The 13,016-nt window shown below is 46.0% G+C and carries 14 protein-coding genes; 9 read left to right on the top strand and 5 right to left on the bottom strand.

Annotated features, from left to right (window positions below):
* Positions 1–13: 13 nt before the first annotated feature.
* Complete coding sequence (locus MZO41_RS05615) at positions 14–463, top strand: hypothetical protein (protein ID WP_003642652.1); 450 nt, start codon at positions 14–16, stop codon at positions 461–463.
* Between the two features lie 589 nt (positions 464–1,052).
* Here MZO41_RS05615 and MZO41_RS05610 read toward each other — a convergent pair.
* Positions 1,053–1,559 (bottom strand): DUF2798 domain-containing protein, encoded by a 507-nt coding sequence (locus MZO41_RS05610; RefSeq protein WP_003642653.1) that lies wholly within the window; start codon positions 1,557–1,559, stop codon positions 1,053–1,055.
* A 440-nt stretch (positions 1,560–1,999) separates the two neighbouring features.
* Between MZO41_RS05610 and MZO41_RS05605 the strand changes: the two genes are divergently transcribed.
* The 5 genes from MZO41_RS05605 (at position 2,000) to MZO41_RS05585 (ending at position 6,153) form a co-directional block, all read left to right on the top strand.
* Positions 2,000–2,662 carry a hypothetical protein gene (locus tag MZO41_RS05605; protein ID WP_021356250.1) on the top strand — a complete coding sequence of 221 codons (663 nt, stop codon included), beginning with the start codon at positions 2,000–2,002 and terminating at the stop codon, positions 2,660–2,662.
* A gap of 281 nt (positions 2,663–2,943) precedes the next feature.
* A complete protein-coding gene (locus tag MZO41_RS05600) occupies positions 2,944–3,243 on the top strand; it encodes a hypothetical protein (RefSeq protein ID WP_003642655.1) in 300 nt (99 codons plus the stop codon).
* A gap of 447 nt (positions 3,244–3,690) precedes the next feature.
* Positions 3,691–4,812, top strand: a complete 1,122-nt coding sequence (locus MZO41_RS05595) for a PLP-dependent transferase (RefSeq protein ID WP_013355804.1) — start codon at positions 3,691–3,693, stop codon at positions 4,810–4,812.
* A 71-nt stretch (positions 4,813–4,883) separates the two neighbouring features.
* Positions 4,884–5,204: a thioredoxin family protein gene (locus MZO41_RS05590; RefSeq protein ID WP_013355803.1), complete on the top strand. Its 321-nt coding sequence runs from the start codon at positions 4,884–4,886 to the stop codon at positions 5,202–5,204.
* 163 nt (positions 5,205–5,367) lie between these two features.
* On the top strand, positions 5,368–6,153 hold the full coding sequence (locus MZO41_RS05585) for an alpha/beta fold hydrolase (protein ID WP_003642658.1): 786 nt from the start codon (positions 5,368–5,370) through the stop codon (positions 6,151–6,153).
* A 58-nt stretch (positions 6,154–6,211) separates the two neighbouring features.
* On the opposite strand, the gene MZO41_RS05580 is transcribed toward MZO41_RS05585, so the two are convergent.
* Positions 6,212–6,604, bottom strand: coding sequence for a hypothetical protein (locus MZO41_RS05580; protein ID WP_228977767.1), 393 nt, complete (start codon positions 6,602–6,604; stop codon positions 6,212–6,214).
* A 235-nt stretch (positions 6,605–6,839) separates the two neighbouring features.
* On the opposite strand from MZO41_RS05580, the gene spxB reads away from it, so the two are divergent.
* The 3 genes from spxB (at position 6,840) to MZO41_RS05565 (ending at position 9,747) form a co-directional block, all read left to right on the top strand.
* On the top strand, positions 6,840–8,597 hold the full coding sequence (gene spxB / locus MZO41_RS05575) for a pyruvate oxidase (protein ID WP_003644701.1): 1,758 nt from the start codon (positions 6,840–6,842) through the stop codon (positions 8,595–8,597).
* A 464-nt stretch (positions 8,598–9,061) separates the two neighbouring features.
* Positions 9,062–9,376 carry a LasU family protein gene (locus MZO41_RS05570; protein ID WP_013355801.1) on the top strand — a complete coding sequence of 105 codons (315 nt, stop codon included), beginning with the start codon at positions 9,062–9,064 and terminating at the stop codon, positions 9,374–9,376.
* A 14-nt stretch (positions 9,377–9,390) separates the two neighbouring features.
* Positions 9,391–9,747 (top strand): DUF6483 family protein, encoded by a 357-nt coding sequence (locus MZO41_RS05565; RefSeq protein ID WP_003644700.1) that lies wholly within the window; start codon positions 9,391–9,393, stop codon positions 9,745–9,747.
* Positions 9,748–9,873: 126 nt separating this feature from the next.
* Here the strand turns inward: MZO41_RS05565 and MZO41_RS05560 are convergent, their stop codons facing one another.
* Genes MZO41_RS05560 through MZO41_RS05550 form a run of 3 tightly spaced genes read right to left on the bottom strand, consistent with a single transcriptional unit; the run spans position 9,874 to position 12,968 of the window.
* Positions 9,874–10,725, bottom strand: coding sequence for a hypothetical protein (locus MZO41_RS05560; RefSeq protein WP_003642664.1), 852 nt, complete (start codon positions 10,723–10,725; stop codon positions 9,874–9,876).
* A 9-nt stretch (positions 10,726–10,734) separates the two neighbouring features.
* Positions 10,735–11,151, bottom strand: a complete 417-nt coding sequence (locus tag MZO41_RS05555; RefSeq protein WP_003642665.1) for a helix-turn-helix domain-containing protein — start codon at positions 11,149–11,151, stop codon at positions 10,735–10,737.
* Positions 11,152–11,168: 17 nt separating this feature from the next.
* The gene (locus tag MZO41_RS05550) at positions 11,169–12,968 is read right to left on the bottom strand and encodes a M3 family oligoendopeptidase (protein ID WP_022638059.1); all 1,800 of its coding nucleotides are present in this window, start codon (positions 12,966–12,968) and stop codon (positions 11,169–11,171) included.
* Positions 12,969–13,016 lie beyond the last annotated feature (48 nt).

The raw sequence follows: 13,016 nt of genomic DNA, 5'->3' as shown, positions 1-13,016 counted from the left end.
GGGATAATGTTTTATGCAACGAAACGTACAAGCTTTTATTGATGATGTTACGGCTGACAAGGTTACGCAGGATAGCTTGACTGGTACCTATGCCAAACTAGCGACCAAGGTTAAGCCTTGGCTGGCGAAGCTGGTAGCGGCACTCAATGCCGACCAGCTTGCCCAAGTGACGCTGACGGCTAAGCATGAGCCAGCTATCAGCTTTCGGTTGGAGACGAGTGTTATTAATTTGCCACTGGCTAATCTGACCGAAATTGGAAAGGTTACGGCGGCAGAGGATACGCTGCCAATCAACGTTTACATGATTGCAGAATCCGATGCGTTACCGTCAGGATTGCGAATTGATGAGCTGGGAAGCGTTGCCGACGTGCTCGCTGATCAAGCCAACGCTGAAAAGTTATTAACCGATTGGCTGACGGCTCAGACTGATCGCTTAGATCAGATCACGGCGGCGGAAGCTTAAACGTAATCTTTACGAGTTAATTACTAAATCTTTACATGACTATGGTAAGGTAAGAATTGATATTGGAGCCAAGCCAAAATCAAAATACCAATGGAATTGAGTGTGTCGTTCATTAAATCGAACGGGATACTCAATTTTTTTGGTTGCGAAAAGTTAAGTACTGCGGCCCAACTGTGGTGAGTAGGAGCCACGAATTTTGTGGCGGTGCGACTTGCATTTTATCAATGAAGATGATATGGTAGTCCATGCGATGAGTCGATAGAGTCAGATCGTTAGCAATAACGGTTCCGCGCGAGCGGCTAGTGACTAATATTGATAGCGGGGCACGTTTCTCTGACGTATTTCAGAGTGTCTGGGTCACTGACATTGTGGAGTGTCACTCCCGCTGGTTTTACCAGTGCCGCGATGAACGCGTGTTAACCATTTTCGGATGGCTGACACGCGTTTTTTTTGCGTACAGATCACGCATAAGACTTTCATAGGGTGGACTATTCGGCAAAAGCGGTGGTCGACTGGATAGTCGTAAAATAAAACGGACGGCCATCAGGATAAGATTATCCCGGCGACCGTCCGTCAATGGACTGAAAGATTAGTCCTCTTCGTTCATTGCAGCTGCTGACTCGGTGTTAGCAGTTGCCCGTTGCATTTTTCCAAGCACACCGCGGGCGATTGGGCCGACGATGATGAGTTGGAGTGGTAATGCAACAATCAAGTTAAAGATCCAAGTGTGACCGTAAGTCGCTAAAACGTGACTTCCGGACAATTCACCTTCCACTGCAATCCCGAAGAGGGACATGCAAGTTACCATGCCAAGAACCATCAAGACGGAGATGGTAATCCCAATCAAGACAACCCGTTTGCGCATGTAATCATTAATGATATATTTGAAAGCTAATCGTTTGGCAATTGGTCCCACGACCAATAAGTCTAAAATGATGGCAACGAATAAACCGAGTGGGTAGCCACTAAGGATTGCCATTACTAACCCATTGCTGAAACCTTGAGCAAGGGTAACGTTATAGGCGGTCATCACAAAGACCATTAAACCGGCCATAATGGCGGTAAAGACAACTTCTTCTTTTAAATTACGTGGCATTCTATTCACACACTCCTAGTTTTTTTGTATCGGTTGATTACTATAGCATGCGAAGGGGGCCTCACATAAGTAACAATTTGATGACAAATTATGAAACGGTTACATTGTTAGCCTGTTTTGGGCCGTAGTCGGGTGTCATTTACGATATACTTATAAGGGGCAGTATGATGGCAAAATGAACTTTAAAGAAATAAGGTTGTGGAAACAGCTTTCAAGTTAACAAAATTCATTTCTGCTGATGCCACGGTTGTTGTTGAGGAGATACGTAGTCAAGAAAAGGATGGCACAATGAATCTTAGGTGCCCAAAAATGGACCAACTGAGCCAAATATAATTTAAAGTTAAATTTCGATCCAGAACAGGTAAACGTTGGTAAAGTGAGACAACATAGCGTATGCTGTAGTTAGCATCAGACAATTAATCTTTGGGGAGTTGATTATCTTGAAAAAAATGTTAGTTAGTTCAGCCGTGATTGCTGGGATCATTGCGCTGGGAGGCGGTTATTACTTAGAAGCCGACCATCAGTCTAGTCAGTCGCGGGTTAGTGAAACACAATCAGTTGTGTCAAAGACTAAGGCTAAAAAAGACGCGTCATCTTCAGCAAAGTCGACGAAGCAATCGACAGCTGCTAAATCGTCGTCAACTAAAGCATCGTCAGTTTCCACAACTTCAGCTAATGAGTCACAATCCGAAGCTAGTGCAACGACTAGTCAGGGTAGTAAGACAGCTACTGCAGCTAGCTCGCAGGGACATTCAAATACCACTGCAACTAGTCAAACAACTACCGGGCAGTCTGCATCCGCGACCTCATCATCAACTAGCGGCCAGCAGACGACCAATCCACAGCAGTTAACAGCTAGTCAGATTAATGATTGGGCTTGGCAACAAGTGGCTAAGGACTATCAACAAACAACCGCCAATAAGCAAAACTTTGTGTTTAATCAGTATCAAAGCGGTGGTTTAGTTTACGTGGAAGTTTATGAAAATACCAACGCCGATGTCGCACACTTAGCGGGTCGCTTTCGGATTAACGCCCAAGGTCAATTGGAACAACAGCAGTTGGCTAAGGGGAACGTATGGCAAGTTGTTGCAACACAGCCATAATGGCGTCGTTTAGCAGGTTATAATTGAAAAATAGTTATTGCCAATTGGGTGTTCAGCGGGTGTCAATTTTGAACACCTAATTTTTAGTATCATCATGGTCAATTTGGTAGCTTGATTCAGCTGTTATCACGGGTAAGTGCCGGCAAGGCCCAAGGTAAGGTATGACAAGCTAGCCTAGTGATGCCTCAGTAATTTGACCAGGATATTGTAACCGCCTTCTTGCTCATTGTGACCAAATACGGCATACTGAAAGTAGTTCATAAAGATTGGTGGCTGGTTTGATGGCAAAAGAGAAACATGAAATTTATGACGAACAGGATAAGCGACTGGGCCGCTTGATTCTGAAAATACTGGGGATCGTCGCGATTGTCAGCGGCTTAGTGGGACCGTTCATTTACTTATTGAATGCAAACTGGGGCCGTGAGCTAGGAACCTTGGCCGTGATTTGTGGCGGCGTTGCGATTTGTCTGGGCCCTAAAGGTCGAACTGCAGGGGGCCAGTGGTTAGCCCTCTTGAAGACGCTGGGGTTGAGCATTTTGATTTTAGGATATTTTGTGATTGTCTTGAAATTATTGGGATAGCTAGGCAGTGTCGAATGCGTTTCTGTAAAAATGGTGGTCAGGATAATGCTGGCACCATTTTTTATTGTGCTGAAATAAGATTGGGGCTTGCGCTCCTATTATTATGAGAGTAAGATGAAAATATCATTAAATAACATGTTGATGAGAAGAGTAGTCAGGTTATACCTTTGACAGGGAGCCGTGGGGAGTGTAAAGCGGTAAGGTAGCGCCTGATGAAGATGAACTCGGAATGCCCAGTTGCGGTCGCAAGGCTGTACTGGCGGGACTGGCCGATACTCCAGTGAGTCAATAATGACTTGATGAGTTTAACGGGGTGACCCGTAATTGAACTTGGGTGGTAACACGCGACCGGCGTCCCTTGAAGATGGCGGCTTTTTTTGTAGTCATTTTTACACTGGCGTCTCTGTAGACTGCCCGACCATAACTAGATTGGATGGGATTGAGATTATGACAAAACAAGCTGAGAAATTACACATTGAAACGCGGTTAGCACAAGCTGGTAATCGGAGTGATGATGAGAAGACCGGGGCAATTTCGGCGCCCATCTACTTGTCGACAGCATATCGACATGCTGGTTTAGGACAATCTACGGGATTTGACTACCCGCGCGAGGCCCAACCGACCCGCTGTATTTTGGAACGAGTGCTGGCAGAGATGGAACACGGCATCGCTGCGTATGCGCTGACTTCTGGCATGGCGGCAATCCAGCTCGTTTTCACGCTTTTCAATAGTGGTGACAAAATTATTGTGTCTGATGACTTATACGGGGGTTCGTACCGCTTCTTTGACCTCTTACACGACCATTATCATTTGGATTTTGCTGTCTGGGATGGGCAGGATCAAGCGACATTGGCAGCACTGGCAGACGATCAAACCGTTGCCCTGTGGTTGGAAACGCCATCGAATCCAACCATGAAGGTCATAGATATTACGGCCACAGCGGCTACCGCACACGCCCATGACCTCAAGTTAATCGTTGATAATACTTTCTATACACCGTTGATTCAAAAGCCACTGGATCTAGGCGCAGACATCGTCGTTCATTCCGCAACTAAGTATTTAGCCGGTCATAATGATGTTTTAGCCGGTGCAGTGGTAGTCAAGTCGCAGGCGGATGCTGATGCGCTTGAATTTAATCTGGTGACGACTGGTGCGGTCCTTGACCCGTTCGACGCTTGGCTACTCTTACGGAGCTTGAAGACTTTGCCATTACGTTTGCATCAGCAGGAGGCTAATGCGCAGGAACTCGTTACGGTCCTTGAGGCAGATGAACACGTTGAACGCGTCTTATATCCAGGACGTGGTGGAATGATTAGTTTTTATCTCGCTACGGGTACCGACGTCGATACCTTTTTACGAGCATTGAACGTAATCTCGTTTGCGGAAAGTCTTGGCGGTGTCGAGAGCCTGTTAACAGTTCCGGCAGTTCAGACACACGCAGATTTAACGGAAGAGCAACGACAATCAAAGGGGATCACCGCTAACTTATTGCGGCTATCCGTTGGGATCGAAAATAGTGCTGATTTAGCAGCGGATCTCAAGCAAGCGCTGATCCGAGCAACAAAATAAAGCAAAAGACTTTACTTACTTTTAGTATGTGGTAAACTATAATTATTATAAAGATATTGGAGGCATTTTTCATGGCAACTGCAACTTTAAGCGACGAAGAAATTCGCAAACGTATCAAGACGGGTAAACACATGTTATTCTTTACGGCGGACTGGTGCCCGGATTGCGCTTTTATTAAACCAGTAATGCCCCAAATCGAAGCGAAGTACGATCAATATGACTGGATCACGGTTGATCGTGACGCCAACATTGAAATTGCCCAAGACATGGGTGTGATGGGGATTCCTAGTTTCGTTGGGATTGAAGATGGTCAAGAAATTGGTCGATATGTTGACAAATTCCGTAAGACCCAAAAGCAAGTTGAAGATTTCTTAGATACACTTGAAAAGTAGTTTTGAAAGGCATGACGTTAGCTGATAACTAACCGTGTTAAAACGAGCCAACTCGAGTGCGTCCATGATGGTTAAGCTTTAACCACGATGGACGCGTTTGGGTTGGTTTTCGTTTGGGCTTCTGCTACACTATTAACTATTAATTTTGGAAACGGTGATAAACATGACAACAAATTTATTTGAAGATGTGGTGGTGCGGACGACCAAATTTGGTGACTTGCCCGTATTACACGTGTTTGCAGCTAGTCAAGCACAAACTAAGTTACCAACGATCATCGATTATCATGGTTGGACAAATCAGACAGCGACTGAACTGGGTACGGCTTATCAGTTAGTACGCGCGGGTTTTCGAGTCATTCTCCCGACAGCGTATTTACATGGCAGTCGAAATGATGGGACTGATCTCGATCGGCATCCTGAACATTTTTGGTCGATTGTTGGACATTCAGTTGCGGAATTTCCACAATTAGTCGCGGCCTTAGTGGCTGCTGGAATTAGTGATGCTAATAAAATCGGTGTCATGGGAACTTCGATGGGCGGCATTACCGCTGCCGGTATTATGGCAACGCAGCCCACGGTAGTTGCTGGTGTCTCGTTAATTGGTTCACCAGAACCGGTGGCCTTTGCAACCGATCAAGTTGCACAATTACCAGCGGCATTACAAGCTAAGCTCCCAGCAGAACTAATTGAACAAACTTATCAACAACTGGCGAAGTTTGACTTATCTGAACACCCAGAAGCACTGGCAGGACGACCAATGTTCTTTTTCAACGGTACGGCCGATCAAATGGTACCTTATCAGTATATTCGTGATTTTAAGCACCGTTTTAAAGATGAGCCAGCCCTGAAGGCAACTGTCTTTAAACGCGCTGAAGGTGGCGTTCACCACGTACCTCACAAGATTCAAGAAGCTGCTGTCGCCTTCTTGGAGACCAACATTCTTAAATAATGCACACAGCACCCCCGCTGTTCATAAAACTGAACAGTGGGGGTGCTTTTTATTGCCATCAATACCATAACCGTTGGACACTATGATAGCCTAAATCGCCTAAAAGTAGTGGTTCTGACAGTAACATTAGACAACCGCGTTCCAGTAAGAAAATCGCGAGATTCATCTCATCATCCCAGCGCGCGACCCGTTCGTTGAGCCGGCAGTTGTATCTTGAGCTTGCCTTTAGAGCCAGTGAATTCATTTTGAGGGGGTTGTGGCGCAAGCGGGGAATCCGGGTGAGGAGCCAGGGATAGGCCAGCAGGTCGGAACTGATCAGCCAATAAACGGGGAGACTAAAGGTCAGCTGCCACTGTCCGGTCGGTTTCGCGGTAAGCGCATAGTACGTCATTATTAAAACGGGGAGTGCTGACAGTTCGGCAGTCAGAATATTAATTGCTTTATCTTTCATCATTATTTCACCTTGCTGATTGGTTAGATTAAGCCGATGGATAAGCGTTCAATATTTTCCAGAACAACGGCAGGCTAACACGATTTCGGACCAGTGTCAGGTCATCGAATTTGGTTAGTTAAGAAAATATTTATAAAATAATGATTGTTTACAATTGAATTTTGAACAATTTAGATGTATTCTGATAACCGTAAATGAAAACGTATACAATAATTTTAAAAAGAAGGCATTTACTATGGCAAAGATGATTGAAGCGTCTGTTGCAATGTTAAAAGTTATTGAAGCTTGGGATGTTAAACAGATTTACGGCTATGCTGGTGGATCGTTTAACTCAACCATGCACGCGTTGGATGTTGAGCAAGAACGGCTCCAATATGTGCAGGTACGTCACGAACAAGTGGGGGCCCTCGCTGCGGCAGCGGATGCAAAGTTGACGGGTAAAATCGGGGTCGCCTTTGGGTCGGCCGGTCCTGGTGCCGTTAATTTACTCAACGGGTTGTATGATGCTAAGGAAGATCACGTGCCCGTACTTGCCTTGGTGGGCCAAGTTGCTCATACTAATATGAACTATGATTATTTCCAAGAATTCGCTGAAGAACCGATTTTTAGTGATGTGGCGGTCTTTAATCGAACCGTCATGACACCAGAAAGCTTACCATACGTCGTCGATAAGGCCATTCGGACGGCTTATCGTGAAAATGGGGTTGCGGTGGTGACAATTCCTAATGATTTTGGATATGTTGAAATTCCTGATCTTAATTACGATTCAGCAAGTGTCCCTGCTAAACTGACCGGCATTCCTACTATTGATGATGAACAAGTTAAGACGGTATTAACGATGATCAAGAACGCCAAGTACCCCGTCTTCCACGTTGGTCAAGGGACGCGTGGTGCAACCGAGGACATGATGGCGTTAGCGGAGCGTCTGCAAGTACCGATTATTATCACTGGGTTAGCCAAGGGCGTCATTCCTGATAGTTTTGATGGTAATATGGGAAGCGCTTATCGGGCAGCCTCGAAAGCGGCGGATGAACTGATGGGGATTACCGATTTGGTCGTTTCAGTTGGCGCGGATTATTCGTTCGCACAGATTATGTACACGACTCACGACTTCAAATATGTGCAAATTGAACTGGATCCTGGCAAGTTTGGTCGGCACCATCATTTGGATTTCGGGGTTAATGGCGATGCTAAAGTCTTCATCAAACGGGCCTTGGCATTAAGTGAACCAGCGTCACCGTCGCCATACTACCAAGCGGCTAAAGCAGATATGGCTGACTGGAAACAGTATTTGAAGAAGCTGAGTGAACGGACGACCGATCCACTTGAATACGAACAAGTCTACCAAGAAATCAACCGAGTCGCTGCCGATGATGCAGTTTTCTCAATGGATGTTGGCGACAATACGATTAATAGTTTCCGTTTCCTAAAGATGAATCCCAAGCAAAAATTATTGACTTCAGCACTATTTGCCACGATGGGTGCCGGTGTTCCCGGTGCGATTGCGGCGAAGATGAGTTATCCTGATCGTCAAGCCTTCAACATTGCTGGCGACGGGGCCTTCTCAATGGTCATGCAAGACTTATTGACCGAAGTTAAGTATCACTTACCAATCTTTAATATTGTTACGTCTAACCAAACGTTGAACTTTATTAAATCAGAACAAGAAGATGTGCCGCAACCATACTATGGTATCGACTTGATTGATGCTGATTTTGCTAAGATAGCTGAAGGAATGGGCGTCAAAGGTATCCGTGTTGAACATTTTGATCAACTGCACGCAGCCTTCGAAACTGCGATGACCGAATTAAAGGCAGGTCGTCCGGTCTTAATTGATGCCAAGATTACGGACAAACGGGGGTTACCAGTTGAAATCCTTAATGTTGATCCAGCCAAGACATCGGATGCTTCTGTCAGTGCCTTCAAAGAAAAATATGACGCGAACGAATTGAAACCACTAACCAGTTATTTCAAGGAGTTCAACGTCGAATAGTCAGTGTGAACGAGCCTGCAATCAATTGATTGCAGGCTTTTTCGTTCTAGGATAGGTCAGGAATGATTGTTAAAAGGTTCCGGTTAACTCGATTCCTGTTCGTCAGCCGGTGCGCGTCCTATGCCGACTGGAAGGCATTTCGGTCAATGCTCAGCGGTGAAATTTCACTTAGCAAGCGTCCTTTGCTTGGTTAGTGGAAGACCAGTATTTAAGACGTGGGTTGCGGCTTAAATCTGTGTCCACCGCGTTCCAGCAATTGACGGAAATGCCTGGAAGTCGGCGTAGGACGCGTTTAACCAAGCATGTTTACGATGATTCGAACTTTTTCCAGCGGGCCTAAGCTGGTTGCTTTTGATCTTAAACCGGAACCTTTTAACAATATTTCGTGCAGAAAAGGCTTGGTATCATGCGGATATAATTTTAGGGCGTCATTCTGCTTGGTCTGGGAGTTTTAAAAGCGGATAATGAAGCTAATTCTAGGGGGAGTGATGAGGATGAAGCGACGGTTAATTGCAGCGCCTACGGGTCTTTTATTGGCGGGATGGTTGATTGGCTGGGGCTTGCAAGCAATGCACCAACCGATGGGGACGGCTTGGACGGCCTACGCGTTTACGTTATTGATCTTATATACAATTTTGGCGACGTTTATCACTAGTATGGCGGATGCCTATCAGGGAAAGCATGGTCGAACAGTACCGGAAAAACAATTTTACTGGTACATGTGTACGTTATCAGTCATTTTGACAATTTTAGCGATTTATTGGATGGCACACAATTAGGGGGATTAATGCTAATGCAAGATGAAAGTGATTGGTTAATGCGGCAGTTACATGCGTTCGCAACGGGGTTAGGGTACACGCTTAGTCGTCATAAGGGAGGCACAACTGAGGTGGTGTTTCCGCAAGATCAAGATCAGCCGTTGCCACATCAAGTCGAATTGGCACAACTAATTGACAGAAGGGCCTATGCTCAAGCCGCTCAGCGGTTGTTAGCGTTGCAGTTCGCAATGACGGAAGCTGAATTCTTGCAGCTCGGAATTTGGCTTTATGCGACGCTTAATCAATTTGACGACCAAAGTCTCGCTGCCGGGGGAATTTCACGAACATCGTTGGTGGCGGGATTGGAACAACTGCAACAATTGAAAATGTGATGCTAAGATTTAAGCAAATCACGAATGAATTTGGCAAAAAAGAGATTCAGCTATGACGGAAAAATTAAAAGTCGTGCTCTCAGAATTTAATCCTGAAAGCACGACTTTAATTTAACGCGTGTTCAATTATCGGACCACATAGACGTGGTCGTGAATCAGGTCGAATGGTCGGAAATGAGCATTTAACTTGGTAACGGCCTCGTTATCCTGATAATTAGCGTGGTCCCAAAATTGTTTGGAACCCGTGGCGCCGTATTTTTCGCCAATGACGATCAATGGGATATCGTAAGGACTTTGCCGCATAGCTTGTAACAAGTCCCAATCAATAGTCAATTTGTCCGGTGACCAGGCCATAATGACGTATTTAATAGTTGCGGCGTACTTATTGAAGGCACTGACGGCATCCAACGCTTCAATCGTCGTGACTGGGTGGCGTCCTGTCTGATTGCCAGTTTCGTGTGTCCAATCCTTTGAATCCGTGGTATAAATTGGCTGACCAGGATGGAGACGTTTGAGGCCCTTGGAAATATAGCCGTTACCGGCCATGACTTCCAGAACTGGTGCGCTGCCGGTGAAGTCAGCTAGGTCTTTCAGAAATGGCGCACTGATGTAGGCCCACATCCCATACTGATCTTCGATATAGTCTCGAAAGTTGCGTAGAAGTTGGTCAACTTTTGGGAGAGCGGCTGATAGTTGATTCCAAGCCGCATCACCAGCAGGATCACCCATGGCATATTGCTGATTGATGCGCTCAAAGAGATGGTCCTGAAAATCATCAGGGACTTCTAAGACTGGCAATTGTTGGGGAGCTAAGCCGGCTGCCAGCAAGCGGTCACTTTCCAAGACATTATTGATCAGTACTAGAATTTGGGGATCATCCTTAAATAAGTCGCGGTACTTCATTAACTGTTGAATATACGGGGCACCGGCTTGCTTTTTGACCCGCTTTTTTAATTGTTTTAACTTCTTGGGATTCATAAAAAACTCCTAGTCATCAAAGTGTAAGTCTAATTCTTCTTGGCCGGTCGCATCCGTTGAAACTCGATGCTGGCGACCATGTAAGTAACCATCCATCAACTGAAACAGTTCATAGCGGTCTTCACTGGATAATTGTTCTTGATTAAACGTCAACGGCTTGCCCGATAAAAAGATGCGACCGAGGTCATACTCTTCTTGGTCTGATTTACCTGACAAGTAATCGGTCGTGACGTTGAAAAATTCGGCTAATTTACGAACTTCTAGGTAGGACGGGGTCCGTAAGTCCCGCTCCCAGTTACCGATTTGAGCCGCGGTATTTTGACGAGTCGTCTTGTCTGCGGTCGGCATTTGATTGAGGGCCGCCGCGAGTTGAGCGAGGGTCATTTTTTGCCCCCGACGTAGTGCTCTTAAACGTTCTGGAAACATGTGCTCACTTCCATTCCTTAGATTAACGGTGCGGATAACGCCATGAATTCATCGATGTCCCGCTTGATCAAAGCCACACCAGCTTGCCAGAAGGCCGGTTTGGTCAGATCAACACCGAGGTGTTTGGCAGCTAGGGCTTCGGTCGACATGTTGGCGGTGTCTCGCAATAGGGCAATGTAGCGGTCTTCAAAGTCCGATTGTGTTTTAGCTTGAGCATAGATACCGAGACTGAAAAGGTAGCCAAATGTGTATGGAAAGTTATAAAACGGGACGTCGTCAATGTAAAAGTGCAACTTGCTAGCCCAAAACATCGGGTGGTAAGTATTTAAGGCATTACCATAGGCGTCTTTTTGGGCGGTTAGCATCAAGTCTGACAAAGTATCAGGAGTGACGATCCCGTGCTGACGGGCGGTATAGAAGCGCGTCTCAAACAGGAAGCGAGCTCGAATATCCAGAAACATGGCTAACGGATTTTGCATTTTAGCATCCAATAAAGTTAATTTGGTTTTGGCATCATCGGCCGCTTTGACACTGGCGTCAGCGACAATCAGTTCGGCGAATGTTGAGGCGGTTTCGGCCACGTTCATCGCGTAATCTTGACGCCAAAGTGGCAGATCTTGAATGACGCTGCCATGAAAGGCGTGCCCTAATTCGTGGGCGAGGGTGGCTGTGTCATTAGGTGAACCCGTAAACGTCATGAAAATTCGGGATTCGTGGGTCTCTGGTAGATTTTCCATATAGCCACCAGGCCGCTTATTAGGGCGATTCTCAGCTTCGACCCAACGATGTTCAAGGGCGTGTTGGGCTAAAGCGCCCATCTTTGGACTAAATTGGCGAAAGTTGTTAATGACAAAATCGGCAGCTTGATCGTAAGTTTGGTTAGGAAGTTGTCCCAAGGTTAGTGGGGCTTCAATATCTTGCCAATCTAGTTGATCTTTACCGAGTAACTGGGCCTTACGCTTCAGGTAACTTAGTAAAATGTCCTTGCTGTCAGCGACAACTTGGTACATTGTGTCTAGTGTCGCTTGACTCATGCGGTTGAGTTCTAGTGGTTTCTGTAGGAAGTTCGTCGTACCATGCGCACGATAATTGGCAAGTCGGAAGCCCGCCAAGTGGTTCAACGTATCAGCAAAGGGAGCGGCGTGAGTTTGCCAAGCGTGCTCCCAGTTGCGCATTAATTCGGCGCGTTGGGCGTTCGGCATGGCGGCTGCTAACATGTTTTGAGCTTGACCCGCGGATAGTTGCTGGGTTATTCCGTTTTCATCGGTATAGGGCACTTGAATTTGGCTAACTAACGTGTCGTAGTGGTCACTCCAACCCTGAAAACCGTCGAGTGCTAAGTCATTGATTAGGGCTTCAGTGTCGTCATCTAGGAGCGCTAAGCCTTGCTGACGCATTTCGGTTAAGTTAAAGGCGATGGCTTGTAGTGCCGGTTGTTGCACGAGCGTGTCAAAGGTGGCTTGATCTAACTTAACGAGCTGCTTCTTGAAGCGGGTTAATAAATTGTTTAACTGATTATCAAGTTGATAAATTTGGTTCAGTAGTGGGGCGGCTTTGGTGTCGTCCGCATGTGCGGATTGATAAGCAACCACGAAAACGGTAGCTTGGTCAATACCGGCTTGAATGGCTTGCAGACTGTTGACGAGTTGGGTAAACCAGTCGGCGTCTGGTGTGTCAGCGGCAGCACGCCAGTGAACTAAGGTGTCTGCTGTCGTGGTCAACTGCTGTTTAATCGTGGACATTTTTGCAGTTAGTGCTGGGGAATCAATGCCACCAGCAAAGATACTGTCCAAATCCCACGTTTCGGAATAGTGCATAAAAAGAAGCCTCCTCAATCTGGTCTAGTTATCTTTAATTATAACGGT

It is taken from the genome of Lactiplantibacillus sp. C232, from assembly GCF_023806725.1.
In the GTDB taxonomy this organism is placed as follows: Bacteria; Bacillota; Bacilli; order Lactobacillales; family Lactobacillaceae; genus Lactiplantibacillus; species Lactiplantibacillus plantarum.
This window is presented reverse-complemented; position numbering and strand designations above follow the sequence as displayed.

What these genes read in the sequence shown, in the direction of transcription:
- MZO41_RS05615 (WP_003642652.1), top strand. Translation starts at nt 14, where the DNA reads ATGCAACGAAACGTACAAGCTTTTATTGATGATGTTACGGCTGACAAG.
- MZO41_RS05610 (WP_003642653.1), bottom strand. Translation starts at nt 1,559, where the DNA reads ATGCCACGTAATTTAAAAGAAGAAGTTGTCTTTACCGCCATTATGGCC.
- MZO41_RS05600 (WP_003642655.1), top strand. Translation starts at nt 2,944, where the DNA reads ATGGCAAAAGAGAAACATGAAATTTATGACGAACAGGATAAGCGACTG.
- MZO41_RS05595 (WP_013355804.1), top strand. Translation starts at nt 3,691, where the DNA reads ATGACAAAACAAGCTGAGAAATTACACATTGAAACGCGGTTAGCACAA.
- MZO41_RS05590 (WP_013355803.1), top strand. Translation starts at nt 4,884, where the DNA reads ATGGCAACTGCAACTTTAAGCGACGAAGAAATTCGCAAACGTATCAAG.
- MZO41_RS05585 (WP_003642658.1), top strand. Translation starts at nt 5,368, where the DNA reads ATGACAACAAATTTATTTGAAGATGTGGTGGTGCGGACGACCAAATTT.
- MZO41_RS05580 (WP_228977767.1), bottom strand. Translation starts at nt 6,604, where the DNA reads ATGAAAGATAAAGCAATTAATATTCTGACTGCCGAACTGTCAGCACTC.
- spxB (WP_003644701.1), top strand. Translation starts at nt 6,840, where the DNA reads ATGGCAAAGATGATTGAAGCGTCTGTTGCAATGTTAAAAGTTATTGAA.
- MZO41_RS05570 (WP_013355801.1), top strand. Translation starts at nt 9,062, where the DNA reads ATGAAGCTAATTCTAGGGGGAGTGATGAGGATGAAGCGACGGTTAATT.
- MZO41_RS05565 (WP_003644700.1), top strand. Translation starts at nt 9,391, where the DNA reads ATGCAAGATGAAAGTGATTGGTTAATGCGGCAGTTACATGCGTTCGCA.
- MZO41_RS05560 (WP_003642664.1), bottom strand. Translation starts at nt 10,725, where the DNA reads ATGAATCCCAAGAAGTTAAAACAATTAAAAAAGCGGGTCAAAAAGCAA.
- MZO41_RS05555 (WP_003642665.1), bottom strand. Translation starts at nt 11,151, where the DNA reads ATGTTTCCAGAACGTTTAAGAGCACTACGTCGGGGGCAAAAAATGACC.
- MZO41_RS05550 (WP_022638059.1), bottom strand. Translation starts at nt 12,968, where the DNA reads ATGCACTATTCCGAAACGTGGGATTTGGACAGTATCTTTGCTGGTGGC.